The following is a 24,767-nucleotide window of genomic DNA, read 5'->3' as shown; positions in this document are numbered from 1 at the left end:
GGCAAGCCCCCGCCAGCCGACCCCCCACGAGCCGGGGCCGGCCGCCTGCAGCAGGAACGGCGTGATCAACCCCGACGCCAGGATGCCGATCCCCGGTCCGGCATAGAACAGGCTGAGCAGGAACGCCGAGCGCGCCGGCTGCGCCTGCGCGATCGTGGTCGCCAGCGCCCCGCCGGCCACGAAGGCCAGCGCCGCGCCGACCCCGGCGATCAGCCGCGCCGCCGACAGCAGCACGAAATTGCCCGACAGCGCGCACAGCGCCAGCGACGCCACGCAGGCCAGCGTGCCGACCCGGACGATCGCCGACAGGCCGTAGCGCTGCACCAGCCGGGAGGCGACCAGCGCCCCGGCCAGATAGCCCGCGGCATTGATGGTATTCATGAAACCGGCGGCCGAATACGACCAGGCCAGGCTGTCGCGCATGTCCGGCAGCAGCAGCGAATAGGCGAACCGGCCGATCCCCAGCCCCACGGTGGGCGCGAGCGACAGGATCAGGATCAGGCGCGCGGGATGGGCCGGCGCCTCGGTGCGGTCGAGCAGGGTCAAGCGTTTCTCCCGCCGCCATTGTGGCAGGGAGATCGCCGTTCGGGCAACCGAGTCGGGCGCAACACTGTCTTGCCAAGCCGGCAACGGCGCTCGATGGCCCTTCGTCTCGCTTGATTGTAGGCGCTTGCGCATACAATCTTTGGCCCCGATGAACCCGCCACGCCTGAAATCGCTTCCCGCTGCCAACAAGGTCTTCGTCAATCGCGACGGGCCGCTCCGGGTGTTTGAACAGGCGGCGTTCGCCATTCCCGCCGACAACAGCCGCCTGTTGACGTTCTATGGCATCGGCGGTCAGGGAAAGACCGCGCTGTGCCGTGAACTGATGCATCGGACCTGTACCGATCCGTCTTACCAGTTTCTCCGGCGCGCGGAGTTGGACCTGCACGGCAGGCCGAAGACCGACCCTGATTTGCTGCTGGTCTGGATTCGCAACGGCTTCGCTGACGCCGGAGTGGCGCTGCCCTGTTTCGATCTGGCTCTCGCGATCGCCTGGGAAGCCACCCGTAGCGAACAACCCTCCCCCAAACTCACCAAGGCATGGCTGGGAAAAGCCAAGGAGGTGGTGGGCGAGGGCGCGGCGGGTGGCTCGAAGGTTGCGCTGGAGAATCTCGGTGACGCGGTTGCGGAGATTCCCGGCGTCGGCTTTCTGGTCAAGAAGATCAGCGGCTGGGTGATCGACAAGGGTCACGCCGCTTATCTGCATCACACCCGCGAGGCGCTTCAGGAACTCTACCGCGACGGCGACCTGAGGAAGCCGCACGAGATTTCCGAGTTGCTGCCGTGGATACTGGCTCAGGACCTCAATCACTACCTGGCTGGACATCCGGACGAGCGTTTCGTGCTGTTCGTCGACGAGTACGAGCGGGTGTTCGATGAGGGCTCCGCTGGCGCGATCCTGCGCGAGAACCCGTTCGACCGGCATCTGCGGACGCTGGTGCGCGAGGCCAATGGTCTGCTCGCCGTGTTCTTCTCTCGGGAACGGTTGCCTTGGGAGGACGACCCCGACTGGGCACCTGCCCTCGAAGGCTCTCAGCATCTGCTCGGCGGTCTCGCGGACAAGGACGCCGACGAATTCCTACGCGCAATCCCGATCGACGATTCCGACCTGCGCAAGGCGATAATCGAAGGCGCGCGCGAAACAACCGCCGTCGATGCCCCGATATATCCTTTGATGCTTGATCTGCAAGTCGAGCATTGGCGCACGCTGGAGGTCGCTCGCAAGCCGATTGAACCGGCGACGTTCAACGTCGCCGCTACGGACTTTACCAGCCGCCGCCGAGAAATCGTAGCACGCGTGCTACGAGATTACGGCCAGCCGTTGCAGAGCACGCTGAGACGGCTCGCGTGCGCCCGGCGGTTCGACCGCGCGGCGTTCGAGCACATCGTTAAGACCTACCATACAGGGCTGCCGCTCGACGCCTTCGACACCATCGACGACCTGTCGTTCCTAACCAAGGCCTCTGATGGGTACCTGTCGATGCACGGCATAATTTCGGATGCGATCCGTCAGATGCTCGATGTCGACACTAGGATAGCAACCCTGCAAGTCTTGTTTGAACACTATAACGATCGTGCCACGGTTAGCTCGCCCCTCGAAGTCACTGATGCGACGATAGCAGTCCTTTTCGAGGCTGCCGATGTCAAAATGCGCCTAGCACCTCGAGAGTACATCGATTGGCTTGGTCCAATAGTGAGGCCCGTATATGAAGCTGCTCGGTATTCGGACGCGGCCACGCTCTGGCGTCAAGCTGTCGTGACTGCCGAGATATCCTTTGGCCTCGATAGCACCGAGACTGCAACAAGTTTGAATAATCTCGGCTTCCTCCTCCAAAAGCAGAGCGACCTTACTTCGGCGAGGCGGTGCTATGAAAGTGCGCTTCAAATTCGGGAGCAGAAACTTGGTCCTTTTCACCTCGATACAGCGGAGAGCCTAAACAACTTCGGACATATTCTTCAAGAAATGGGAGATCTGGTCGCCGCTGAGCCGTACTATCTCCGTGCCTTGGAAATTGTTGAAAAAATCCAAGGCAACAACCATGAGCACACGGCGAGCTGCGTCAACAATTTAGGCCTTCTGTTTCTCGCGCGTGGCGATCTTGTTGCAGCAAAACCTCATTTTATGCGAGCGTTGGCCATCAACGAGAAGGTGTTTGGTCCTGATCACTCGCACACGGCGCTTGCATTGAACAATTTAGGTGGATTGCTACTAGAACTACGAGACCTCTCCCCGGCAAGACTATATTTTGAGCGTGCCTTTTCCATTTGCAAGAATACTCTAGGTGTAGATCATCCCCATACTGCGTTCTGCTTGCACAATATCGGAGGGGTCCTCCTGGAGCAGGGTGAATTTTTTGCTTCAAGGCAATATTTCGAACGTGCGCTTGCAATCAATCTAAAGATGCTGGGGCCAGACCATCACCTGACGGCATCAAGTTTTAACGGTATCGGACTTACATTGCACTCACTCGGTAATCTTGCGGAAGCGAGAATACATTACGAACGCGCTCTTGCGATTCGTGAAAAGGTGCTCGGAGCGGATCATCTCGACACCGCATCGAGCCTGTACAACCTGGGTGATCTTCTCGCCGAGTCCGATCGCTCAAGTGCAAAGGTGTATTTGGAAGCTGCGCTGGCTATCTGCGAAAAGGTCCTAGGGCCCGATCATGCAAGGACGAGGATGTTCCGAGCAAAGCTCAGGAGCCTTGACCCGACCTGAGCAATGGTCTTGCCAAGCCGGCAACGGCGTTTTAGCACTCGGCGCAATTTTCCAGGCCGTCATTGCCGGGCTTGACCCGGCAATCCAGCGTCTTCCCGAAGAGATGGATGCCCGGGTCAAGCCCGGGCATGACGACCTCAATCATCTCGAGGTCTCAAATGGCGACGCATAAACTGCTCCTGCTCCCCGGCGACGGCATCGGCACCGAAGTGATGGCCGAGGTCAGCCGGCTGATTGACTGGCTCAACAAGGCCGGCATTGCCAGCTTCGAGACCGAGCACGGGCTGGTCGGCGGCGCCGCCTATGATGCCGACAAGGTGGCGATCACCGACGCTACGATGGCGCTGGCGCACGCCTCCGACGCGGTGATCTTCGGCGCGGTCGGCGGTCCGAAGTGGGACGGCGTGCCGTACGACGCCCGCCCCGAGGCCGGCCTGCTGCGGCTGCGCAAGGATCTCGGCCTGTTCGCCAATCTGCGCCCGGCGGTTTGCTACCCGGCGCTGGCGGATTCCTCCAGCCTGAAGCGCGACGTGGTCGAGGGCCTCGACATCATGATCGTCCGCGAGCTGACCGGCGGGGTGTATTTCGGCGAGCCGAAGACCATCACCGACCTCGGAGGTGGCCAGAAGCGCGCGATCGACACCCAGGTCTACGACACCTACGAGATCGAGCGCATCGCCCGCGTCGCCTTCGACCTGGCGCAGAAACGCCGCAACAAGGTGACCTCGATGGAGAAGCGCAACGTCATGAAGACGGGCGTGCTCTGGAACGAGGTGGTGACCCAGGTGCACGACCGCGAATACAAGACGGTGCAGCTCGAGCACCAGCTCGCCGATTCCGGCGGCATGAACCTCGTCAAGTGGCCGAAGCAGTTCGACGTCATCGTCACCGACAACCTGTTCGGCGACATGCTGTCCGACATCGCCGCGATGCTGACCGGCTCGCTCGGCATGCTGCCGTCGGCCTCGCTCGGCGAAGTCGACGCCAAGACCGGCAAGCGCAAGTCGATGTACGAGCCGGTGCACGGCTCCGCCCCGGACATCGCCGGCAAGGGCATGGCCAATCCGGTGGCGATGCTGGCCTCGTTCGGCATGGCGCTGCGCTATTCGCTCGACATGGGCGCGCTCGCCGACAAGCTCGACGAAGCGATCGCCGCGGTGCTGGCCAAGGGCCTGCGCACCGCCGACATCAAGAGCGAAGGCACCACAGTGATCTCGACCTCGCAGATGGGCGAAGCGATCGTCGCCGAGTTGCAGGCGCTGCACGGCTGAGGTGTTGCCGCATCCTTCGAGACGCCGCGGCCAGGCTCTTCAAGCCTCGCCCGGCGCCTCAGGATCAGGCGCCGGCAGGCGCTTCGATCGCCGGCTAAGGCTCAAACAAAACGCCCGGCTCACGCCGGGCGTTCGTGTTTCCGACAGGACGCGCCGATCAGTACAGCGGGAAAGCGGTCGGATAGCCGCCGAGGTCGGACGCCGGGTTGAGCGGCCAGCGGTCGAGCGGACGCTGACCGTTCTCGCGGGCGAACGAATAACCCGGCGGGAAAGCGTAATCGCTGAACTTGCGGTCACCCGGCAGCACCTCGGTGCCGGCATCGAGCCAGGACCGCTTGGTGACGTAAACCCGGGTACGCGGACCGGACTGATACACGACGTTCGGGCCGCGGGCGCCGTAGCGGATCTGGTCGGAGGTGCTGTAAACCCGCTTCTTCTTCGGCGCGGCATCGGCGGTGCTGGTGCCGATCAAGGCAACGGCGGCTGCCGCGAGCAGCACCGGCAACAGTCTGGCGGCAGTGGATTTCACGAGCATCGGGGTCCCCATCGGCAGGCGCATTCCAGGTTCGTCCTTTGTAGCCGTCGCCGCACGCCGGCCACAAGGTCAATCCGGCAACACCGCGTGACAATCATTCAATCCGCGCGAGGCCGAAATGTTGCATCAACTCCAGCGCGTTAGCCGGCACGGAGCGGCCCCGGCGATCACAGCCGCCCCCGCAGCACCGGGTCTTGCACGCCGGTCACCCAATCGGCGGAGGCCGACGCGGCCGGAAGCTGATTCGGCGCGCAGCGTTCCCGCCGCAGCTCGGCCTGCGCGAACGCGGCCGCGGTGGCGGCGTCCCCGCTCAGCAGCACCAGCCGGTCGAGCAGGCAGGCAACCGCGGCCCGACGCTGCGGCCCGGTGTCACCACGGCAGGAAAAGCCCGAGATCCGCAGGCCGGCCGTCTCGATCGGCTTGACGAAGCCGAGACAGGCGCCAGCCGGACGATCGCCGCCGGCCGTTCCGAACAGCGGCACCGGGCCGAATTTGGTTTCGATCACCCCGGCGGCCTCGAGCGCGGCGGTGCCGCCCGGGTCCATCCGCGCCGCCAGCTCCACTTCAGGCGCCAGCCGGGATGCCTCGCTGCCGATCCGGTAGACCTCGATCTCGGCCGCCACCGGCTCGCCGGGCGCTGCAATCCGCACCACGTCCTTGCGGCCGCCGTCGGGGTGGCGAAGGATTTCGGTGCTGTCGGATTTTCCCGGCCAATCGAGCTGGCTGACCGCGAACGCCGGAGAGGAGCGCGGCGCCACGCTCCAGCCCGGCTCAGGCTCGGCGGTGACCGCCGCGGTGATCGCGGCGTCGGTCAACGGATTGGCGCTGTAGAACACGATCAGGCCGATCAGCGCCAGCGCGCCGACATAGGCCAGCATCCGCAGCACGGTGTCGCGGCATTCGTCGGCGAAACTGCGCAGCGCCGGGTGAATCCGGGACGGATGGGCGGCGGCGCGGAGGGCCGGGTTGCTTCGCATTGGCGCGGGCTCGAAAGGGTAATACGTTGTGTCAGCGGCGTTTCTCGCATAGAAGCGCTGACTTCTCCTTGCTGCGGCCTGCCGCAGCGGAGCAAATTCCTTCGGAGAGTGAACGATGGGTTACAAAGTCGCGGTAGTGGGTGCGACCGGCAATGTCGGGCGTGAAATGCTCGCCATTCTGGACGAACGCAAATTCCCGGCCGACGAGGTGGTGGCGCTGGCATCGCGCCGCTCGGTCGGCGTCGAGGTGAGCTACGGCGACAAAACCCTGAAATGCAAGGCGCTCGAGCACTACGACTTCAGCGACGTCGATATCTGCCTGATGTCGGCGGGCGGCGAGGTGTCGAAGGAGTGGTCGCCCAAGATCGGCCAGCAGGGCGCGGTCGTGATCGACAATTCGTCGGCGTGGCGGATGGACCCGGACGTGCCGCTGATCGTGCCGGAAGTGAACGCCGCGGCCGCCGCCGGCTTCACCAAGAAGAACATCATCGCCAATCCGAACTGCTCGACCGCGCAGCTCGTGGTGGCGCTGAAGCCGCTGCACGATCACGCCAAGATCAAGCGCGTGGTGGTGTCGACCTATCAGTCGGTGTCGGGCGCCGGCAAGGACGCGATGGACGAATTGTTCTCGCAGACCAAGGCCGTCTACACCAACGACGAGCTGGTGAATAAGAAGTTCCCCAAGCGGATCGCCTTCAACCTCATCCCGCAGATCGACGTCTTCATGGAAGACGGCTTTACCAAGGAGGAGTGGAAGATGGTGGTCGAGACCAAGAAGATCCTCGACCCCAAGATCAAGCTGACCGCGACCTGCGTGCGGGTGCCGGTGTTCGTCAGCCATTCCGAAGCGGTCAATATCGAGTTCGAGAACCCGATCACCGCCGACGAGGCGCGCGAGATCCGGCGCAAGGCGCCGGGTTGCCTCGGGATCGACAAGCACGGGCCGGGCGGCTACGTCACGCCGTACGAAGCCGCCGGCGAAGACGCCACCTACATCAGCCGCATCCGCGAGGATGCGACGGTCGAGAACGGCCTGGTGCTGTGGTGCGTGTCCGACAACCTGCGCAAGGGCGCGGCGCTGAACGCGATCCAGATCGCCGAGGCGCTGATCAACCGCAAGCTGATCACCGCCAAGAAGCAGGCGGCATAGTCCGCCGCAGATCGGTACTGATTGCGGATGGCCGGGGCTCGTCCCCGGCCATTTGCGTTCATAGTGCGCAACGGTACTGACGAAAGGCCGCAGCCGCGCTAGGCTGGCGCAGCTCCATCGCCGACGGACCTGCCATGACCGACCAGCCCGATCCGCCGACCTCGTCCTCCGCCACCAAGCGCGTCGAGCGCGGCTTCGAGACCGTGCTGTTCAACAGCCGCTGGCTGATGGCGCCGTTCTATTTCGGGCTGGTGATCAGCCTGCTGGTGCTGCTGTACAAATTCGTGGTGCTGCTCGCCGAACTGATCCTGCACGCCACCCTCGCCAAGGAATCCGACATCATCCTCGGCGTGCTCAGCCTGATCGACGTCTCGCTGACCGGCAATCTGGTACTAATCGTGGTGTTCTCCGGCTACGAAAACTTCGTGTCGCGGATCGATCCGCGCGACCATCCCGATTGGCCGGAATGGATGACGAAGGTCGACTTCGCCGGGCTGAAGCAGAAGCTGCTAGCCTCGATCGTCGCAATCTCGGCGATTCAGGTCCTGAAGGCATTCATGAATCTCGATACCGGCTACGACACAACCAAGCTCGCCTGGCTGGTCGGTATTCATCTGGTGTTCGTGGTCTCGACCCTGATCATGGCGCTGTCCGATCGCTGGGGCGGCCATGGCAGCAACGACAAGGGCGGGCACTAAGCGCAGCAATCTCATCAGGGCGCTTCGGAATACCAGGGAATCACTAAGCGGCTAGCTCAGCGATCGTAGAGATGCCCCATTTGTCCCCAACGTCTGTGGATTTCTGCTCCTGCGCTCTTACGTAAACGCCAATAATTTTTGTTTTCGAAACAAGCGCTTACAAAGCCTAAGCGCCGGCCTTCTCTGGCTGCTCCACCATATTTTGTATTTGATTCAGGAACCCGCGCTAATTGTTGACCCGAATCCGAACATGCTTGATGTTTGGTTTCGGCCCGAAACGAAAAACCGTCCCAAGCCGGCCAGGGCTTAAGACGGTTAGACATTTCGGTTCCGCTTAACCCTTGGGGCCGAGAGCGGAAAGCGGTTAGTCACACCCCATCGAATCACGGTTGGGAATCGCGGTCAAGCTCGGTCTCGCCTTACCAAGGAGCTTGGTATGCATGCCCTACTTGCGACTGCGATCCTCCGTCAGGCCAAGGTTAGCCTCTGGTACGATCCAGGGACCCGCGTGATCGAGCCCCATGCGCTCGGCTACGGATCTGATGGCCAAATTCTGCTACGGGCTTTTCAAACCGACGGAGCGTCGATGTCAGGAGAGCACATCCACTGGAAGCTCTTCCGCGTTGACCGGATTAGAACGATACAGCTGACAGACACTCCATTCTATGGTCCACGGCCGGGATACAAGATGAATGATAAAGCAATGACTCGCGGGATCATTGCTCAGCTTGACCTAGCCCGCATGTACAAGTCCTCTGCTGATTAGCAGGAGCGTCATGCAGCCCACAATCGGAGGCATGGACCACGGTCCATGCCTCACTCTTTGGCCTAAATTTATCGTAGAGCTTTGGCTTAGCGTCTGTCTTATGGGGTCGATCTCGGGGCGAAAACTCGATGACCTGACACATCGATCTTTCTTCGGTCATGGTCAGATGTCTTTCTCGATGCCAGACTGCATTTCGATCTTCAGGCGGTGGCACGCCGCCATCATCATATCGTCTATGACCGCAACGCGAAGATTTAGTTATTCGTTCCAAACTTGAGCTAGCTCGCCTTGACTCTGCAGAAGAGGCCCTTCCACCCTCACACCACCTTCACGACCGGCACGAACTGCTTGCTGTCCTGATCGAGCACGTAGAGCTCGCCGTCGGCGACGCCGAAATAGGCGCCGTGGAGGTGCAGCCGGCCGCGCTCGACCAATATTTGGATACAGGGGAAGGTCATCAGGTTCTCGATGCTGCGGAACACCGCGGCCTTCTCGATCCGGGTGCGGAAGTCCTGCACGGTTTCGTGGTCGCGCTTTTCGACGACTTCGCCGGGCTTGGTGAACATCTGCATCCAGCGGCCGATGAAATCGCTCTCGGTCAGCGGCGGGGTTTTGTCGGTAAAGGCTTTGATGCCGCCGCACTGGGCATGGCCGAGCACCACGATGTGCTTCACCTTGAGCACCTGCACGGCGAATTCCAGCGCTGCCGAAACGCCGTGGGCGCCGCCGTCGGGCTCGTACACCGGCACCAGATTGGCGACGTTGCGCACCACGAAGATCTCACCCGGCCCGGCGTCGAAAATCACCTCCGGCGAGACGCGGCTGTCGCAGCAGCCGATCACCATCACCTCCGGCGACTGACCGCGCTCGGAGAGTTCGCGATAGCGGCTCTGCTCGGTCGGCAGCCGCTGGCTTCGGAACGCTTCGTAGCCCGAGATCAGGGACGTCGGAAAAGAGGTCATCGGCGCGGTCTCTCCATGGTGGACAATGGCGCGTATGCGAGCGGGATGCGATGCGACCAGGATACGCGCGCGCCTGATCCCGCACCGATAATCACAGGATGCGACCGCGAACAAGCCTTCCGGCCCGGCGGCCGGGATGCTATCGCCTCGGGCGATTTTCGTATCGCCAGGGGGGAACCATGATCCGACCGCGCCGCAGCCTGTTGTTCATGCCGGGATCGAACGCGCGAGCGCTCGAAAAAGCCCGGCTGCTGCCCGCCGACGGCCTGATCCTGGACCTCGAAGACGCGGTGGCGCCGGACGCCAAGGATGTCGCGCGCGACCAGATCGCCGCTGCGGTGGCGGCCAAGGGCTACGGCAAGCGCGAGGTGCTGGTGCGGATCAACGCGCTCGACACCGCGTGGTGGCAGGACGACGTCGCGATGGCCGCAAAGGCCGGGCCCGACGGCATTCTGGTGCCGAAGGTCTCGACCATCGAGGACATCGCCACCGTCGGCAACAGGCTCGCCGAACTCGGCGCCGATCCGTCGATCCGGGTCTGGATCATGATCGAGACCGCGCGCGGCGTGCTGCACGCCGAGGAACTGGCGGCGCAGAAGCACGATGCCAAGTCCCGGCTGGAAGGCTTCGTGTTCGGCCCCAACGACATCTCGCGCGAGACCGGCATCCGGATGCTGCCCGGGCGTTCCACCATGCTGCCGATGATCACGCGTTGCGTGCTCGCCGCCCGGGTTCACGGCCTGATCGCGCTGGATGGTCCGTACAGCGACATCGGCAATGTCGACGGCCTGTCCGAAGAGTGCGCGCAGGCCCGCGATCTCGGGTTCGACGGCAAGACGCTGATCCATCCCGGCCAGATCGACGCCTGCAACGCCGCCTTTACGCCGCCGGCGGAAGACGTCGCGCAGGCCCGCAAGATCCTCGCCGCGTTCGAGCGCCCGGAGAACCAGGGCCGCGGCGCGATCCAGCTCGACGGCCGCATGGTCGAACGGCTGCACGCCGAGATCGCCAGGAAGACGATTGCGATCGCGGATGCGATCGAAACGGCGGGCCATTAAGGCCGTTAACGGGCATCAGCAACTTGGCAGTCATTCCGGGGCGCTCACGAAGTGAGCGAACCCGGAATGACGGTGTTTGTGGCTGGTAGCAGCGCGCTCGTCAGGCCGCCCGCACCGAGGCCAGGAAATTGCCGACCTCGGCGCGCAGGCGGCTGCTTTCGCTCGACAGCGATTGCGCCGCGGAGAGCACCTGGACCGAGGCCGCGCCGGTCTCGCGGGCGCCGGCCTGAACGCGGGCGATATCGGCGTCGACCTGCGAAGCGCCGTGGGCGGCGTGCTGGATGTTGACGGCGATATCCTTGGTGGCCATGCCCTGCTCTTCGACCGCGGACGCGATCGAGGAGGAGATCTCCGACATCTGGCCGATGATCGAGCAGATCTCCTTGATGGCCGCAACCGACTCGCCGGTCGCCGCCTGAATGCCGGTGATCTGCTGGCCGATCTCGCCGGTCGCCTTGCCGGTCTGTTCGGCCAGAGCCTTGACCTCCGCCGCGACCACCGCGAAGCCACGGCCGGCGTCGCCGGCCCGCGCCGCTTCGATGGTGGCATTGAGCGCCAGCAGGTTGGTCTGGCCCGCGATCGTGCTGATCAGCTCGACGACGTCGCCGATCCGCGCCGCGGCCGCCGACAATTCGCCGACCCGTTCATTGGTCCGGCGCGCCTGATCGGCGGCTTCATTGGCTACCGTGGCAGAAGTCTGCACCTGCCGCCCGATCTCGTGTACCGACGCGGTCAGTTCCTCGCTGGCGGACGCCACCGACTGCACGCCGGCGGACGCCTCCTGCGACGACTCCGCGACGCCGGCCGCGAGATCGAGCGAGCGCGCCGCAGTGGAGGACAGGGAGTGCGCAGCCGCCTCCAGCTCGTTTGCGGCAGCCGACACCGTCTTGATGATCTCGCCGACCGCGTCTTCAAAGCCGTCGGCGAGCCGCGCCATATCGGCCCTGCGCCGCTCGGCGGCAAGGTGCTCCTGCCGACTCTTTTCGGCGGCCTCTTCGCCGGCCTTGTGCTCGGCGTTGGTCTTGATCGCGGCGATCGCCTTTGCCATCCCGCCGATTTCGTCGCTGCGCCCGGCACCCGGGATCACCACATCGCGGACGCCGGCAGCCATCGCCTGCATGGCGGCGGTGAGCCGCACCAGCGGCCGGACCATGCCGAACGCCAATCCGGCGACCCCGAGCCCGATCAGAAGCACTGCAAAGCCGGACAGAATCCAAACGATGGTCGAGTAACTCCCGACCTGGCGAGCGGCTTCAGTTTCCAGTTCGGCATTTGCCACGTGAGCGCGCTCGACGATGTCGTCGATGATGACGCGGTGAGCCGCGTAGGCCTTTTCCAGCTTCGCATAGGCGGCTTCCGCCGCCGCCTGGTCGCCGGCTCGCAGCGCCGGGATCAGCTCCTGCTCGGCCACCGTCCAGAACTTCTGCACCTCGGCATCGGAATCGACGGTCAGCCGTGCCTTCGACGTAGGTTCGAGCCCGGAGGCCGACCAGTATCTGTGCCGGTCCAGATAATTGCGGCGAAGCTGTTCGAGCTTGGACGCATGCGCGCTCCATTCGGCCGGTCGGCGCAGCGCCAGCGTCGTTTCGAGATAGGCTTCGATCACATAGGCCGGCGGCGGCAGGATGTCGGCGACCAGATCGTTGCCCAGCTTGATCTGCGAATACAGTGGCCCGCCGATACGCAACTGATTGAGCGCCAGCAGATTGACTGTCAGCATCGCCGTGATGCTGACCAGAACAACCACGGCGAAAGTGACGATCATCGTCGTGATCGACAGACGGATTTTCATGACGTTCGTCTCGGGAGGATCAGATTTCGATCGGATTAGTTCCGCCGGCTTAAGACGACGTTACGCCAAGCAAAATCGAGACGCGAAAATTCTACGTGCGACCGACAGATTTCCTCATGTCACAGGCGCACGAACACGGCCGTATCGAAGATGCGGCGTCGCCGTTCGATTACTTCTAGTTCGCAAGAATTGCGGCGTACTTCCGAACGATTAGTTCCCGGCGAGGCCGGGTGACGCGCGCGCCGCCGCTTGCGGCTTCGAGCCGCGTAGCACGGCATGGATTGCGACGACGCGGCGCGGGAGTCCATACGACCATCGTGGCACGATCGCGAATCGAATCCGCGTCACATATGGCATCGTCATTGCACTCGATCAGACGAGGCGGCGCCTCCGGCCGATGCAAGCGTCGGCGCCGTGGAAGAACCTCGAAGCGAGCGCAGACGCAATTGCGTGGTCGCATAGCGCGGTTCGTAGATTGACCGGTGCGGTGCCGCTCCAGGGAGCCTAAGGGCCTGGTTGAAACTCAACCAACGATGTCAGGCACAGACCAGCTCGAGGTGCTGCCTGGACCCGTGACTGCACGCCTCGCGGCCGACGTTCCGACAAAGACGAAAATGGCCGGGGCGAGCCCGGCCATCACAAAGCTTGATCCGCGCCCAGTCCGACCGAGCAAAAGCGGCCGCCGCGGACGTCTCCCACCCCGGGCAGGGAGAGCCGAGGCGTTACGCCCAGGCGCGCTCGGTCTTCAGCTTGGTCTCATATGCGTCGATCGACGGCTTCTTTTCCAGCGTCAGGCCGATGTCGTCGAGGCCGTTGATCAGGCAGTGCTTGCGGAACGGGTCGATCTCGAACTTGATCGCACCGCCGTCCGGGCCGCGGATTTCCTGCGCCGGCAGATCGATCGTCATCGTGGCGTTGGCGCCGCGCTCGGCATCGTCGAACAGCTTGTCGAGATCGGCCTGCGACACCCGGATCGGCAGCACGCCGTTCTTGAAGCAGTTGTTGTAGAAGATGTCGCCGAACGAGGTCGAGATCACGCAGCGGATGCCGAAATCGAGCAGCGCCCAGGGGGCGTGCTCGCGGCTCGAACCGCAGCCGAAATTGTCGCCGGCGACCAGGATCTTGGCGCCGCGATAGGCCGGCTTGTTGAGGATGAAATCCGGGTTCTCGCTGCCGTCGTCCTTGTAGCGCTGCTCCGAGAACAGGCCCTTGCCGAGACCAGTGCGCTTGATGGTCTTCAGATACTGCTTGGGGATGATCATGTCGGTGTCGACATTGATGATCTTCAGCGGCGCCGCGACGCCTTCCAGCGTGGTGAACTTGTCCATCGTCAGGTCTCCGGGATTTGGTGAAAGGTCATAGCGCCCCGTCACGGGCGGTCAAGCGTCGGATAGGGAAGACGGTCCCGCTGCGATCAGTCGTCGGCCTTGGCCTCGATCGCCTCCATGTCGTCGTCCGACAGTCCGAAATGGTGGCCGATCTCGTGAACCAGCACGTGGCGGACGATCTCCCCGAGGCTGTCGTCGTGGTCGGCCCAATAATCCAGGATCGGACGACGGTACAGCCAGATCATGTTGGGCATCGGCGCGACGTCCTGACTGGAACGCTGCGGCAGGCCGATGCCCTGGAACAGGCCGAGCACATCGAATTCGCTTTCCGCCCCCAGCTCATCGAGCACCTCCTCGGTGGCGAAATCGTCGACCCTGATGACGACGTCCTCACACAGCGAACGGAACTCGGCCGGCAGCTTGGCGAACATCTCGTGCGCCATCTGTTCCAGTTCGGCCAGCGACGGGGCTTTGGCGGCGATCCACATGACCGCCGTTGTACGCGATCGGCCGGGGGCGGCAAGCGGCTTGCGGTTGACGACGGCGCCGCGATCGGGGACGTTGCCGCGGGGCTTTGAAGGGGCGGATGGCAGCATGTATCGGGTGGAGATGGAGCGGGTCACGATCGCGGCGGCAACGCTCGGGCTGGCGCTGGCTTTGGGCCTGCCGACGGCCGCCTCGGCGCAGGCCCAACAGGCCGCTCCGGCAAGTGCCGAGCGCTCGACCGACTTTTCGGCGCAGGAGCGTGCCCGGCCGCCGCGGCGCCTGCCGATCTATCCGCGCGACGACGGCGACGGCGTGGTTCCGCGCTACGATCCCGGCCGCAATGCGGTGCGCGACTGCAGCGCGACCTATGTGCAGGAATATCGGCCGAGCGGCACCGTCATCGTGCCGCGGATGAATTGTTTCTGGCGGCGCGGCTGAGCGCCGCAGGTTCCTGACGGCGGCACGATCCCGGCCGCCATTCGGTACGCCCGGTACCGAGCAAAGCCGCTCGCGGCTCGGAACTTCGGCTGTACATCGCGCATTGCCGTCGCGCGGGGACGCATTCACTCCGCATTCACGTCGCGCCCTTCAGCCTGATCGTCAGGGGGTCATGCCTCGCGGCACGCACGCCGACCGCCCGGCGGGAGGACGCACGTCGCCAACCAAGGAGTCACGTATGAAAATCTGGAAATTCGCCGGCCTGGCTGCAATCGCCGGCCTGTTGCTGATCGCGGCGCCCGGCGACCGCGCGCAGGCGGCGCCGCTGGCGACCCCGGGCATTGCGACCGCGGTCCAACGCGGCGCGATGCCGGAGGTGACCGAGGTACAGTACCGCCGCCATCGTCACTACCACCGGCACCACCCTCGCGCGTACCGTCACCATCACGTTCGGCGCTACTACGCTCCGCCGCGGCACTACCGGCATCACCGCCACCACTACCGTCATCACCGCCACTGGCGCTGATACCGAACAGTTACCAACGGGCCCGCAGGACGGGCCCGTTGTCGTCGGGAAGGTTGCAATTCTGCCGCGGAGGCCGACATCATCCGCACCTGCGACCGATGGAGGTGACGATGCGAGCATGGATCGGAGCGGCCATTATGGCGGCGGCGCTCGGGGCGGCAGGCCCGGCCGACGCAAACCCATCGGTTTCGGACCAGGTGCCGGTGGTGACGGCCTCGCAACCGACCGACGTCGGCGCGCGGCAGCGGCGGCATCGGGTCGAACAGCGGCGCCACGCCCGGCGGTCTCCGGCACCGCGCCGGACCCATGTTTACGCGCCGCGCGGCGCCTACGACTACAATGCCCACCCGCATTGGTACCGGCCCGACCCGGTGTCGCCGTTCTTCCCGTTCGGCTTCGGCTGGGGCCTCGGGCCGTCGTGGTAAGCCTGGGAGCGCGTTCTGATCGCTCGTTTGGCCATCGCCACGTGCAATTCTGAGCGCGACGCGATCCGCAAAGCAGAACAGGCGCCCCGAGGGACGCCTGTTCGCTGTTTTGTCGAACGAAGACTCAAGAAGTCCGGCTGCGAGCCGGATCGCCGTCGTCAGTGCCAGTCGCGGATGTCGACGAAGTGGCCGGCGATCGCGGCGGCGGCGGCCATCGCCGGCGACACCAGATGGGTGCGGCCCTTGAAGCCCTGACGGCCCTCGAAGTTGCGGTTCGAGGTCGAGGCGCAGCGCTCTTCCGGCGCCAGCTTGTCGGGGTTCATGGCCAGGCACATCGAGCAGCCCGGCTCGCGCCACTCGAAGCCGGCCTTGATGAAGATCTTGTCCAGCCCCTCGGCTTCGGCCTGCTCCTTCACCAGACCGGAACCCGGCACGATGATCGCGTTGACGTTGGCGTTGACGGTCTTGCCCTCGGCGACCTTGGCGGCGGCGCGCAGGTCCTCGATGCGGCCGTTGGTGCAGGAGCCGATGAACATCCGGTCGATCTTGATGTCGGTGATCTTGGTGCCCGGGGTCAGACCCATATAGGCCAGCGCGCGCTCCTTGGAGAGCCGCTTGGCTTCATCGGCGATGTCGCCCGGGTTCGGCACGCGGCCGGTGACCGAAATCACGTCCTCGGGGCTGGTGCCCCAGGTGACGATCGGCGGCAGCGCAGCGGCGTCGAGCTTCAGCTCGTGATCGAAATGCGCGCCGTCGTCGGAGCGCAGCGTGTCCCAATAGCGCATCGCCGCGTCCCAGGCCTCGCCCTTCGGCGCCAGCGGACGGCCCTTCAGGAACTCATAGGCGCGCTCGTCCGGCGCGATCAGGCCGGCGCGGGCGCCGCCTTCGATCGACATGTTGCAGACCGTCATGCGGCCTTCCATCGACAGGGAGCGGATCGCGTCGCCGGCATATTCCAGCACGTAGCCGGTACCGCCCGCGGTGCCGATCTCACCGATGATCGCCAGGATCACGTCCTTGGCGGTGACGCCGTCCGGCAAACGGCCGTCGACAGTCACCCGCATGTTCTTGGCCTTCTTCTGGATCAGCGTCTGGGTCGCCAGCACGTGCTCGACCTCGGAGGTGCCGATGCCGTGCGCCAGCGCGCCGAACGCGCCGTGGGTCGAGGTGTGGCTGTCACCGCAGACGATCGTGGTGCCCGGCAGCGTGAAGCCCTGCTCCGGGCCGATGACGTGGACCACGCCCTGACGCTTGTCGAACTCGTTGTAGTAGGTGATGCCGAAGTCGCGGGCGTTCTCGGCCAGCGCGGCGATCTGCTCGGCGCTTTCCGGATCCGGATTGGGCTTGGAGCGATCCGTGGTCGGCACGTTGTGATCGACCACCGCCAGCGTCTTCTCCGGCGCATGCACCTTGCGGCCGGCGGTGCGCAGACCTTCGAACGCCTGCGGCGAAGTGACTTCGTGCACCAGATGGCGGTCGATATACAGCAGGCAGGTGCCGTCTTCGGCCTCGTGGACCAGATGGTCGTTCCAGATCTTGTCGTACAGCGTGGTGGGCTTGGCGGACATGGTGTCGGTCCTTCGGAAGGATCTTTGAATTGTCGAAGTGAGCAGGATCGCGCGGCGCGAATGCGCCGTCGGCTGATCAGCTAATCAGCGCGGCCGTGGTCAGCCGGCCGAAGAACCGCCACGGCAGGCGGCTGCGGTCGTCGAGCACAATCTTCGAGGCGCGGCGGCGGTTTGGAAACATTCCATCCATATAGCACGTCGCGGCAGGGCCACAACGTTTCGCCGTGCAGGCCCGCGCTCAGCGCAGGCGCAACAAAAAAGCGCGACCCGAAGGCCGCGCTTTCGAAAAACCAAAATGTCGAAGCGCCGATTACTCGGCCGCAGCAACCGCAGCGGTGCGGTCCTGCTTCTTCTCGACGATGCGGGCCGACTTGCCGCGCAGGTTGCGCAGGTAATACAGCTTAGCGCGACGCACCTTGCCGCGGCGCACAACCTTGATCGAGTCGATCATCGGCGACAGCAGCGGGAACACGCGCTCCACGCCCTCACCGTACGAGATCTTGCGCACCGTGAAGCTCTCGTTGATGCCGCCGCCGGAGCGGCCGATGCAGACGCCTTCATAGGCCTGCACGCGCGAACGCTCGCCTTCGACGACCTTGACGTTGACGATCACGGTGTCACCGGGACCGAACTCCGGAATCGTCTTGCCGGCCGACAGCTTGTCGAACTGCTCTTTTTCGAGCGTCTGAATCAGGTTCATCGATAATTCTCCATCGGCGGCGCGCCCGACCATCCCGGCGCGGGCTGCGCAAAGATCCATTGTCCTGCCATTGCACGGATTTGGCGGTGCTATACGGCAATCCTGGGGGTTTGTCACCCGTCCGTCTTGTTTTTTGGCGTTTTTTGCGATTCGCCCTTTGCCCGAATGGTTTGCGCCGGCTTAGCGGCCCACAAATCCGGCCGCCGGGCCTTGGTCAGGGCCTCGGCTTCGCCGAGCCGCCACGCCGCCACCTTGGCGTGGTCGCCCGACAGCAGCACCTCGGGGATCGGGCGTCCCTCGAAACTCTGCGGCCGGGTGTATTGCGGATATTCCAGCAGACCGGCCGAAAAGCTCTCGTCGGTCGAAGATTCCAGCTTGCCCATCACCCCGGGCAGCAGCCGGACGCAGGCGTCGATCAGGGCCATCGCGGCGATCTCGCCGCCCGACAGCACGTAATCGCCGATCGAGACCTCCTCGAGCCCGCGGGCGTCGATCACCCTTTGGTCGATCCCCTCGAACCGGCCGCAGACGATCAGCGGCCCGGGGCCGGCCGCCAGCTCGGCGACGCGGGCCTGGGTCAATGGCCGGCCGCGCGGGCTCATGACCAAACGCGGCCGGTCCGCAGCCGCGTCCACGGCGTCGATTGCGGCAGCCAGCACGTCCGCCCGCAGCACCATGCCGGGGCCGCCGCCCGCCGGGGTGTCGTCGACGCTGCGGTGTCGGTCAGTGGCCGAGTCCCGGATATCGCGCGCCTCCAGGCCCCACAGCCCGGACGCCAGCGCCCGCCCCGCCAGGCTGACGCCGAGCGGGCCGGGAAACATCTCCGGAAACAGGGTGAGGACAGTGGCGCGCCAGGTCATGATCTCGGCAATGCGTCGTCGTGGCCGGGCTCGTCCCGGCCATCCACGACTCTGCAGCATAGCGACGAACACAGACGTGGATGCCCGGGACAAGCCCGGGCATGACGGCTGTGACTGGAGGCTCACGCCTCCGGATGGTTCGGCGTGTCGCCTTCGATCTCGTTCGGCGGTTCGATCACGACCTTTCCGCTCGCCAGGTCGACGGTCGGCACCACCGCATTGGTGAACGGCAGCAGCAGCGTCGGCCCGGACGGCGGTGCGATTTCGATGATGTCGCCGGCGCCGAAATTATGGATCGCCACCACCTTGCCGAGCGCGTCGCCCGCCGTGGTGACGGCGGCGAGCCCGATCAGGTCGGCGTGGTAGTACTCGTCGGCCTCGGTCGGCGGCAGCCTGTCGCGTGCCACGTAGAGTTCGACGCCGTTCAGCCGTTCGGCCTCGTCGCGCGTGGTGACGCCCTTCAGCGTCACCACCAGATGGCTCTTGGCCTCGCGTGCGCTGGCGATCTCGAACTGGCGCGCGCCGTCCTTGGTCTGAAGCGGACCGTAGTCGGTCACGGCGAACGGATCGGCGGTGAAGCTCCACAGCCGCACCGCACCGCGCACGCCATGCGGCGCGCCGATTCGCGCGACGCAGACTTGCCGGGCGACGCAGGTGAGCCCGGACGGCATCAACCGCCCCGCTTACTTGCCGTCGGCGGCCTTGCGCTCCTTGCGCGGCACCGCCTTCTCCGGGTTGTTGCGGGCTTCACGCTTGCGGACACCAGCGGTGTCGAGGAAGCGGGCCACGCGGTCCGACGGCTGCGCGCCCTTGGCGAGCCAGTCCTTGACCTTGTCGAGGTCGAGCTTCAAGCGGGCTTCGTTGTCCTTGGCCATCAGCGGGTTGAAGTAGCCGAGACGCTCGATGAAGCGGCCGTCGCGCGGAAAGCGCGAGTCGGCGACGACGACGTGATAGAACGGGCGCTTCTTGGTACCAGCGCGCGCGAGGCGGATGACGACGGACATTGCGGATCTCCTAGGTGGGGTTCGTGTGTGATTGTGACTAAATGATTAGTTCGTCATTCCGGGGCGCGCGAAGCGCGAACCCGGAATCCCGAGCTGTTCTGCGAGAGAGAGATTCCGGGTTCGCCGCTGCGCGGCGCCCCGGAATGACAAAAGAGATGGAGTGCTCGGGCTCATTTCTTCTTCCCGAACAGGCCGCCGAGGCCCGGTAGCGTCGGCTTGCCGGACAGGCCGGTAAGGCCCGGCAGATTGGGCATGCCGCCGCGCAGCGAGGCCGGCAGGTCCTTCGGCAGCTCCGGCAGGCCCTCGGGCATGTCGCCGCTCTTCATCTTTTCCTGCATCGCCTTGATCTCGTCGGGCGAGGGCAGGCCGCCGCCGAAGCCCATCGCCTTGGCGAAGCCGGCCATCGGGCCGCCCTTGCCGCGACCCACGGCCTTCATCATGTCGGCCATGTTGCGATGCATCTTCAGCAGCTTGTTCACGTCCTCGACCTTGATGCCGGCGCCGGCGGCAATCCGCTTCTTGCGGCTGGCCTTGAGGATGTCGGGGTTCTTGCGTTCCTCGCGGGTCATCGAATCGATGATCGCGACCTGGCGCTTGAGCACCTTGTCGTCGATGCCGGAGGCGGCGATCTGGTTCTTCATCTTGGAGATGCCGGGCATCAGGCCCATCAGCCCGCCGATGCCGCCCATCTTGGTCATCTGCAGCAACTGATCGCGCAAGTCGGTCAGGTCGAACTTGCCCTTGCGCATCTTCTCGGCGACGGCGGCGGCCTTTTCGGCATCCAGCGTCGCCGCAGCCTTCTCGACCAGCGAGACGATATCGCCCATGCCGAGGATGCGGCTGGCGATCCGGCTCGGATGGAAGTCTTCGAGCGCATCGGTCTTTTCACCGGTGCCCATCAGCTTGATCGGCTTACCGGTGACGGCGCGCATCGACAGCGCGGCACCGCCGCGGCCGTCGCCGTCGATTCGGGTCAGCACGATGCCGGTGAGGCCGACGCGCTGATCGAACGCGCGGGCGAGGTTGACGGCATCCTGACCGGTCAGCGAGTCGGCGACCAGCAGCACTTCGTGCGGATTGGCGGCGGCTTTGATCTCAGCCGCCTCGGTCATCATCTCTTCGTCGAGCGTGGTGCGGCCGGCGGTATCGAGCAGCACGACATCGTAGCCGCCGAGCTTGCCGGCTTCCATCGCGCGCCGCGCGATATCCGGCGGCTGCTGACCGGCGACGATCGGCAGCGTGTCGATCGACAGATCGCGGCCGAGCACCGCGAGCTGCTCCATCGCGGCCGGGCGATAGACGTCGAGCGAGGCCATCAGCACCTTGCGCTTGTCGCGCTCAGTCATGCGGCGCGCCAGCTTGGCGGTGGTGGTGGTCTTACCTGAACCCTGCAGACCGACCATCATGATCGGCACCGGCGGCACGGCGTTCAGATCGATCGACTGGACCTCGGCACCGAGCGTGGCGATCAGTTCGTCATTGACGATCTTGACCACCATCTGGCCGGGCTTGACCGATTTGACGACGGTGGCGCCGACCGCCTGCTCGCGGACCCGCTCGGTGAACGAGCGCACCACTTCGAGCGCGACGTCGGCTTCCAGCAGCGCGCGGCGGATTTCGCGCATCGCCGCGTCGACATCGGCCTCGCTGAGCGCACCGCGCCCGGTCAGCCGATCGAGAATGCCACCCAGCTTTTCCGACAGATTGTCGAACATCGGCCCAATTCCAGCGACGGCCTTCCGGCGAAAGGCCTACAAAACCAAACACTTATGGCGCCCGAGGGCGCATCGCGCTGTCGGACGTTGACCTCCGGCCTCACAGGACCGGGCGGCGGATCGAAAAGAGCACTTTTCGAGATTTCGCGCGCATCTAGACGCCACGTCGCCCCGAAGTCAAGAAATCCGGCACTCCGGTGCCTTGGTGGGACTCCCGACTACGCGGAAAGACGCTATATTTCGAGAGCTTAACGAGGTCCAAGGTCATGAAGCACGTCAGCTTGGCAGATGCGCGGGCCAATATCGCGAAACTGCTCGATGAGGTCGAGCGTGGCGAAACCGTCACGATCAGCCGCGAGGGTGTCAGCGAGGCCGAACTGGCGCCACCGTTCGACGAGAAGCGAAGAGAGGAAGCTCGCCAAGCGATTGAAGGCATCCGCGCATTGCGGAGCGGCGCGGCTGGGGCGACGATCGACGAGATCATTGCTTGGAAGAATGAAGGTCGCGAATAGCGATGCCATTCGTGATCGATGTCTCGCTCATGGCCGTTTGGCATTTCCCGGACGAGCGAAACTCGACCGCCGATGCGGCGCTTGCGAGGTTCGAGCACGAGGGCGCGGTTGTCCCGCTAATCTGGTGGTTTGAAGTCCGCCAAGTGCTCTTGAAGGGTGAGCGCCGCGGCCGAACGAGTCCGGAACAGTCGGCTCAATTCCTGGCATTCCTCGATAGTCTCCCGCTCCGCGTTGCGCCGTTGCCTGTCGGCGACGCAGTCATGCAGCTTGCGCGGCGCCATCAACTCAGCTTCTACGACGCCGCCTATCTCGAGCTGGCGCAGCGCGAGCGGATCGGGCTGGCGACGCTCGACGCGGCATTGGTCCGGGCGGCGACCGCCGAAGGCGTCACGCTGGTCGGCGCATGAGCGGATGAGCCTGATCACGCGCCGCCGTCTGCTGGCGACAGCCGCCGGCCTTGCCGCCACGGCCGGGCTTTCCTCCCTCTGGATCTCCCGCATGAGCTATTACCAAGGCCCGGTCACCGATCACTTCGATGGCACGCGCTTCTTCGATCCCGATGGCGCGCCGCCGAAGAGCTTCTGGGAGGTGATGCGCTGGCGGTTCAGCCACAAGCCGGCGCAATGGCCGGAGTGGGCGCCGAGCCCGTTCGCCGACACCCCGCCGCCGCGTGTGGACGGTGCCGGCGTCCGGCTGGTTTACGTCGGCCATGCGAGCTGGCTGATCCAGACCGCCGGACTAAACATCCTGATCGACCCGGTATGGTCGGAGCGGGTGTCGCCGGTCAGCTTCGCCGGGCCGAAGCGGCACAACGATCCGGGCATCGCGTTCGACCGCCTGCCGAAGATCGACGTGGTGCTGGTGTCACACGGCCACTACGACCATCTCGACCTGGCTACGCTGTCGCGGCTTGCCGCTGCGCATGGGCCGCGGGTGATCACGCCGCTCGGCAACGATCTGACGATGACGGCGCACGATGCCACGATCCGCGCCGAAGCCTACGACTGGAGCGACCGCGTCGAACTGAATGATCGCGTCGCCATGACGCTGGTGCCGACCCGGCACTGGACCGCGCGCGGGCTGTTCGACCGCAACCGCGCACTGTGGGCGAGCTTCGTGCTCGAAACGCCCGCCGGCAAGATCTACGTGGTGTGCGATTCCGGTTATGGCGACGGCAGGCATTTCCGCCGCGTCCGCGACGCTCACGCGCCGCTGAAGCTGGCGATCCTGCCGATCGGTGCCTACGAGCCGCGCTGGTTCATGCAGGATCAGCACATGAACCCGGCCGATGCCGTGAAGGCGCTGGCCGATTGCGGCGCCGAACGCGCGCTCGCCAATCACCACGGTACCTTCCAGCTCACCGACGAGGCGATCGATGCCCCCGAGCAGGCGCTGTATGCGGCGCTCGACGCCGGCGGCATCCCGCGCGACCGGTTTGCGGTGCTCAAACCCGGGCAGGTGTTCGAGCTGTGAGCGCCGCGCTTACTGCGCCTTGATGCCCCAGTTCACCATGACCGACACGTTCAGGGTTTGCTCGCCCGGCGCGACCTGAGCACCGGCGGCAAAGTCGGCCGCCATCTTGCGCATCGGCATCACGCCGGGGCCGGAATCTTCCGCGATCGACTGCGGCGCGCCGAGCGCGAGACCGGCGGCGCGGGCGTAGATCTCGGCCTTGCGGCGCGCATCGGCGACCGCTTCGGTCCGCGCTTCATCGAGCAGTTTCGATGCGTTGCTGACCGTGAAGCTGATGCCGCGGACCTCGTTGGCGCCGGCCGTCACCAGCCGATCGAGAATGCCCGCCACCGCCGCGATGTCGCGGACACGCACCGACACGATATTCTTGGCCACATAGCCGGTGACCTCGCTCGGGCCGGGACGGTCGGCATATTGCGGCTGCAGCGACAATTGCGAGGTCTGGATGTCCTTGCCGTCGATGCCGGCGTTCTTCAACTCCAGCAGCACCTTGCCGATCGCCAGATTGGTGGCTTCCGCCGCGGCGCGGGCCGACTTGGCGAAGTTCGACACTCCGGCTTCGATCAGCGCGGTGTCGGGCGCGACCGATTTGTGGGCTTCGCCGCGCATGACGATGCCCGGAGGCGGGGCGTCCTGAGCGCGGGCCGGAAGCGCGACGATCAGGCAGCAGGCAGCAGCGATGGAGAGCGAGCGGAGCATGTTCATTTCATCGGCACGTAAACGTTGATCACCAGCTTGTCTTCGGCTGTCTTCAGCGGGTCGGTGACGTACTCCTCGATGAAGGTGTCCTTGGCTTCCAGCTTCTTGTCGTCGAGAAAGTTGGTGATCGCCTCGTAGGTGTTGTCCATGTTGTCGTAGGAGCCGCGGTGGACGAATTTCAGCGCCTTGCCGTCGGGCGATTTGCCGATGCTCATCGACTTGGCGAGGTTCTTCGGCTCCTGCGGCACCGGAATTTGGGCCTGGAAGGTGAAGCCGGAATCATCCGTCGAGGTGTAGACGATCATCGGGTCGCCGTTCGGCGCGATGCCCTGCTTGTCGAGCAGCGCGGTCAGCGCCTTGAACGCATCCATCAGGCTGTCGAAGGCGTTGTCCCAGTTCGCCTTGCCCTTCAGGATCACCACCGTCTTCGGCTCCAGCGTGCTCTCTTCTCCGAACGGATCGGCGGTCTGCACCGGCGCCGGAGCGACCGGCGCCGCCGGGGTCTGGGTCGCTGACGGAGCCGGGGGCGTGGCGGGAGCAGGCGACGCAGCCGGCGTTTCGC

General features: G+C 64.9%; 26 protein-coding genes. 11 read left to right on the top strand and 15 right to left on the bottom strand.

What is annotated here, in order from left to right:
- Window positions 1-546 (bottom strand): YbfB/YjiJ family MFS transporter (locus tag DU475_RS14905; RefSeq protein WP_164632565.1); only part of this gene is annotated, 546 nt, incomplete at its 3' end.
- Window positions 547-694: 148 nt separating this feature from the next.
- Here DU475_RS14905 and DU475_RS14900 point away from each other — a divergent pair.
- Both DU475_RS14900 and leuB read left to right on the top strand, forming a co-directional pair.
- On the top strand, window positions 695-3,262 hold the full coding sequence (locus DU475_RS14900; RefSeq protein ID WP_164632564.1) for a tetratricopeptide repeat protein: 2,568 nt from the start codon (window positions 695-697) through the stop codon (window positions 3,260-3,262).
- Window positions 3,263-3,420: 158 nt separating this feature from the next.
- Window positions 3,421-4,533 (top strand): 3-isopropylmalate dehydrogenase, encoded by a 1,113-nt coding sequence (leuB, locus tag DU475_RS14895; protein WP_164632563.1) that lies wholly within the window; start codon window positions 3,421-3,423, stop codon window positions 4,531-4,533.
- A 157-nt stretch (window positions 4,534-4,690) separates the two neighbouring features.
- Here leuB and DU475_RS14890 read toward each other — a convergent pair whose 3' ends face one another.
- Complete coding sequence (locus DU475_RS14890; protein WP_013500245.1) at window positions 4,691-5,092, bottom strand: hypothetical protein; 402 nt, start codon at window positions 5,090-5,092, stop codon at window positions 4,691-4,693.
- A 143-nt stretch (window positions 5,093-5,235) separates the two neighbouring features.
- Window positions 5,236-6,045: a hypothetical protein gene (locus DU475_RS14885; RefSeq protein ID WP_142883904.1), complete on the bottom strand. Its 810-nt coding sequence runs from the start codon at window positions 6,043-6,045 to the stop codon at window positions 5,236-5,238.
- A 115-nt stretch (window positions 6,046-6,160) separates the two neighbouring features.
- Between DU475_RS14885 and DU475_RS14880 the strand changes: the two genes are divergently transcribed.
- Complete coding sequence (locus DU475_RS14880; protein WP_164632562.1) at window positions 6,161-7,195, top strand: aspartate-semialdehyde dehydrogenase; 1,035 nt, start codon at window positions 6,161-6,163, stop codon at window positions 7,193-7,195.
- Window positions 7,196-7,329: 134 nt separating this feature from the next.
- Window positions 7,330-7,893, top strand: coding sequence for a TIGR00645 family protein (locus tag DU475_RS14875; protein WP_164632561.1), 564 nt, complete (start codon window positions 7,330-7,332; stop codon window positions 7,891-7,893).
- Between the two features lie 1,083 nt (window positions 7,894-8,976).
- Here the strand turns inward: DU475_RS14875 and DU475_RS14865 are convergent.
- The gene (locus tag DU475_RS14865; protein ID WP_164632559.1) at window positions 8,977-9,621 is read right to left on the bottom strand and encodes a carbonic anhydrase; all 645 of its coding nucleotides are present in this window, start codon (window positions 9,619-9,621) and stop codon (window positions 8,977-8,979) included.
- Between the two features lie 179 nt (window positions 9,622-9,800).
- Between DU475_RS14865 and DU475_RS14860 the strand changes: the two genes are divergently transcribed.
- On the top strand, window positions 9,801-10,679 hold the full coding sequence (locus DU475_RS14860; RefSeq protein WP_013500240.1) for an HpcH/HpaI aldolase/citrate lyase family protein: 879 nt from the start codon (window positions 9,801-9,803) through the stop codon (window positions 10,677-10,679).
- Between the two features lie 100 nt (window positions 10,680-10,779).
- On the opposite strand, the gene DU475_RS14855 is transcribed toward DU475_RS14860, so the two are convergent.
- The 3 genes from DU475_RS14855 to DU475_RS14845 form a co-directional block, all read right to left on the bottom strand.
- Window positions 10,780-12,471 (bottom strand): methyl-accepting chemotaxis protein, encoded by a 1,692-nt coding sequence (locus tag DU475_RS14855; protein WP_164632558.1) that lies wholly within the window; start codon window positions 12,469-12,471, stop codon window positions 10,780-10,782.
- Window positions 12,472-13,193: 722 nt separating this feature from the next.
- Window positions 13,194-13,799: a 3-isopropylmalate dehydratase small subunit gene (leuD, locus tag DU475_RS14850; protein ID WP_013500238.1), complete on the bottom strand. Its 606-nt coding sequence runs from the start codon at window positions 13,797-13,799 to the stop codon at window positions 13,194-13,196.
- 86 nt (window positions 13,800-13,885) lie between these two features.
- Complete coding sequence (locus DU475_RS14845) at window positions 13,886-14,287, bottom strand: metallopeptidase family protein (protein ID WP_164632557.1); 402 nt, start codon at window positions 14,285-14,287, stop codon at window positions 13,886-13,888.
- A 106-nt stretch (window positions 14,288-14,393) separates the two neighbouring features.
- Between DU475_RS14845 and DU475_RS14840 the strand changes: the two genes are divergently transcribed.
- From DU475_RS14840 to DU475_RS14830, 3 genes are all read left to right on the top strand, one after another.
- Complete coding sequence (locus DU475_RS14840) at window positions 14,394-14,723, top strand: hypothetical protein (RefSeq protein ID WP_080964166.1); 330 nt, start codon at window positions 14,394-14,396, stop codon at window positions 14,721-14,723.
- Between the two features lie 238 nt (window positions 14,724-14,961).
- Window positions 14,962-15,249, top strand: coding sequence for a hypothetical protein (locus DU475_RS14835; protein ID WP_013500235.1), 288 nt, complete (start codon window positions 14,962-14,964; stop codon window positions 15,247-15,249).
- A 110-nt stretch (window positions 15,250-15,359) separates the two neighbouring features.
- Window positions 15,360-15,674 carry a hypothetical protein gene (locus DU475_RS14830; protein WP_246700329.1) on the top strand — a complete coding sequence of 105 codons (315 nt, stop codon included), beginning with the start codon at window positions 15,360-15,362 and terminating at the stop codon, window positions 15,672-15,674.
- Window positions 15,675-15,832: 158 nt separating this feature from the next.
- On the opposite strand, the gene leuC is transcribed toward DU475_RS14830, so the two are convergent.
- The 6 genes from leuC to ffh form a co-directional block, all read right to left on the bottom strand.
- Complete coding sequence (gene leuC, locus DU475_RS14825; RefSeq protein WP_164632556.1) at window positions 15,833-17,242, bottom strand: 3-isopropylmalate dehydratase large subunit; 1,410 nt, start codon at window positions 17,240-17,242, stop codon at window positions 15,833-15,835.
- A 310-nt stretch (window positions 17,243-17,552) separates the two neighbouring features.
- Complete coding sequence (gene rplS, locus DU475_RS14820) at window positions 17,553-17,942, bottom strand: 50S ribosomal protein L19 (protein ID WP_011155809.1); 390 nt, start codon at window positions 17,940-17,942, stop codon at window positions 17,553-17,555.
- 113 nt (window positions 17,943-18,055) lie between these two features.
- Window positions 18,056-18,802 (bottom strand): tRNA (guanosine(37)-N1)-methyltransferase TrmD, encoded by a 747-nt coding sequence (trmD, locus tag DU475_RS14815; RefSeq protein WP_164632555.1) that lies wholly within the window; start codon window positions 18,800-18,802, stop codon window positions 18,056-18,058.
- Window positions 18,803-18,924: 122 nt separating this feature from the next.
- On the bottom strand, window positions 18,925-19,473 hold the full coding sequence (rimM, locus tag DU475_RS14810) for a ribosome maturation factor RimM (RefSeq protein ID WP_164632554.1): 549 nt from the start codon (window positions 19,471-19,473) through the stop codon (window positions 18,925-18,927).
- 12 nt (window positions 19,474-19,485) lie between these two features.
- Window positions 19,486-19,806 (bottom strand): 30S ribosomal protein S16, encoded by a 321-nt coding sequence (gene rpsP / locus DU475_RS14805; protein ID WP_011155812.1) that lies wholly within the window; start codon window positions 19,804-19,806, stop codon window positions 19,486-19,488.
- 170 nt (window positions 19,807-19,976) lie between these two features.
- A complete protein-coding gene (gene ffh / locus DU475_RS14800) occupies window positions 19,977-21,521 on the bottom strand; it encodes a signal recognition particle protein (RefSeq protein WP_013500230.1) in 1,545 nt (514 codons plus the stop codon).
- Window positions 21,522-21,787: 266 nt separating this feature from the next.
- Between ffh and DU475_RS14795 the strand changes: the two genes are divergently transcribed.
- From DU475_RS14795 to DU475_RS14785, 3 genes are read left to right on the top strand one after another with little or no spacing between them, the layout of a single operon-like run.
- Window positions 21,788-22,033 carry a type II toxin-antitoxin system Phd/YefM family antitoxin gene (locus tag DU475_RS14795; RefSeq protein ID WP_164632553.1) on the top strand — a complete coding sequence of 82 codons (246 nt, stop codon included), beginning with the start codon at window positions 21,788-21,790 and terminating at the stop codon, window positions 22,031-22,033.
- 2 nt (window positions 22,034-22,035) lie between these two features.
- Window positions 22,036-22,440, top strand: a complete 405-nt coding sequence (locus tag DU475_RS14790) for a type II toxin-antitoxin system VapC family toxin (RefSeq protein ID WP_164632552.1) — start codon at window positions 22,036-22,038, stop codon at window positions 22,438-22,440.
- A gap of 4 nt (window positions 22,441-22,444) precedes the next feature.
- Entirely contained in the window at window positions 22,445-23,506 is a 1,062-nt protein-coding gene (locus DU475_RS14785) for an MBL fold metallo-hydrolase (protein ID WP_164632551.1), read from the top strand.
- A gap of 9 nt (window positions 23,507-23,515) precedes the next feature.
- Here DU475_RS14785 and DU475_RS14780 read toward each other — a convergent pair whose 3' ends face one another.
- Entirely contained in the window at window positions 23,516-24,211 is a 696-nt protein-coding gene (locus DU475_RS14780) for an SIMPL domain-containing protein (protein ID WP_164632550.1), read from the bottom strand.
- Window positions 24,208-24,767 (bottom strand): GyrI-like domain-containing protein (locus DU475_RS14775; protein ID WP_164632549.1); only part of this gene is annotated, 560 nt, incomplete at its 5' end. The genes DU475_RS14780 and DU475_RS14775, both read right to left, overlap by 4 nt.

The sequence above is a fragment of the Rhodopseudomonas sp. WA056 genome, assembly GCF_010906995.1.
Classification (GTDB): Bacteria; Pseudomonadota; Alphaproteobacteria; order Rhizobiales; family Xanthobacteraceae; genus Rhodopseudomonas; species Rhodopseudomonas palustris_G.
The sequence above is the reverse complement of the archived record's forward strand: the minus strand, read 5'-3'. Positions and strand labels throughout refer to the sequence as shown.

Bases quoted from the DNA above. Each gene is read 5' to 3' on its own strand.
- leuC (WP_164632556.1), bottom strand. From the start codon at position 17,242: ATGTCCGCCAAGCCCACCACGCTGTACGACAAGATCTGGAACGACCAT.
- DU475_RS14835 (WP_013500235.1), top strand. From the start codon at position 14,962: ATGAAAATCTGGAAATTCGCCGGCCTGGCTGCAATCGCCGGCCTGTTG.
- DU475_RS14790 (WP_164632552.1), top strand. From the start codon at position 22,036: ATGCCATTCGTGATCGATGTCTCGCTCATGGCCGTTTGGCATTTCCCG.
- trmD (WP_164632555.1), bottom strand. From the start codon at position 18,802: ATGACCTGGCGCGCCACTGTCCTCACCCTGTTTCCGGAGATGTTTCCC.
- leuD (WP_013500238.1), bottom strand. From the start codon at position 13,799: ATGGACAAGTTCACCACGCTGGAAGGCGTCGCGGCGCCGCTGAAGATC.
- rplS (WP_011155809.1), bottom strand. From the start codon at position 17,942: ATGAACCTGATTCAGACGCTCGAAAAAGAGCAGTTCGACAAGCTGTCG.
- rpsP (WP_011155812.1), bottom strand. From the start codon at position 19,806: ATGTCCGTCGTCATCCGCCTCGCGCGCGCTGGTACCAAGAAGCGCCCG.
- rimM (WP_164632554.1), bottom strand. From the start codon at position 19,473: ATGCCGTCCGGGCTCACCTGCGTCGCCCGGCAAGTCTGCGTCGCGCGA.
- DU475_RS14890 (WP_013500245.1), bottom strand. From the start codon at position 5,092: ATGCGCCTGCCGATGGGGACCCCGATGCTCGTGAAATCCACTGCCGCC.
- DU475_RS14880 (WP_164632562.1), top strand. From the start codon at position 6,161: ATGGGTTACAAAGTCGCGGTAGTGGGTGCGACCGGCAATGTCGGGCGT.
- DU475_RS14865 (WP_164632559.1), bottom strand. From the start codon at position 9,621: ATGACCTCTTTTCCGACGTCCCTGATCTCGGGCTACGAAGCGTTCCGA.
- DU475_RS14845 (WP_164632557.1), bottom strand. From the start codon at position 14,287: ATGTGGATCGCCGCCAAAGCCCCGTCGCTGGCCGAACTGGAACAGATG.
- ffh (WP_013500230.1), bottom strand. From the start codon at position 21,521: ATGTTCGACAATCTGTCGGAAAAGCTGGGTGGCATTCTCGATCGGCTG.
- DU475_RS14875 (WP_164632561.1), top strand. From the start codon at position 7,330: ATGACCGACCAGCCCGATCCGCCGACCTCGTCCTCCGCCACCAAGCGC.
- DU475_RS14860 (WP_013500240.1), top strand. From the start codon at position 9,801: ATGATCCGACCGCGCCGCAGCCTGTTGTTCATGCCGGGATCGAACGCG.
- DU475_RS14780 (WP_164632550.1), bottom strand. From the start codon at position 24,211: ATGAACATGCTCCGCTCGCTCTCCATCGCTGCTGCCTGCTGCCTGATC.
- DU475_RS14840 (WP_080964166.1), top strand. From the start codon at position 14,394: ATGTATCGGGTGGAGATGGAGCGGGTCACGATCGCGGCGGCAACGCTC.
- DU475_RS14785 (WP_164632551.1), top strand. From the start codon at position 22,445: ATGAGCCTGATCACGCGCCGCCGTCTGCTGGCGACAGCCGCCGGCCTT.
- DU475_RS14830 (WP_246700329.1), top strand. From the start codon at position 15,360: ATGCGAGCATGGATCGGAGCGGCCATTATGGCGGCGGCGCTCGGGGCG.
- DU475_RS14795 (WP_164632553.1), top strand. From the start codon at position 21,788: ATGAAGCACGTCAGCTTGGCAGATGCGCGGGCCAATATCGCGAAACTG.
- leuB (WP_164632563.1), top strand. From the start codon at position 3,421: ATGGCGACGCATAAACTGCTCCTGCTCCCCGGCGACGGCATCGGCACC.
- DU475_RS14900 (WP_164632564.1), top strand. From the start codon at position 695: ATGAACCCGCCACGCCTGAAATCGCTTCCCGCTGCCAACAAGGTCTTC.
- DU475_RS14885 (WP_142883904.1), bottom strand. From the start codon at position 6,045: ATGCGAAGCAACCCGGCCCTCCGCGCCGCCGCCCATCCGTCCCGGATT.
- DU475_RS14855 (WP_164632558.1), bottom strand. From the start codon at position 12,471: ATGAAAATCCGTCTGTCGATCACGACGATGATCGTCACTTTCGCCGTG.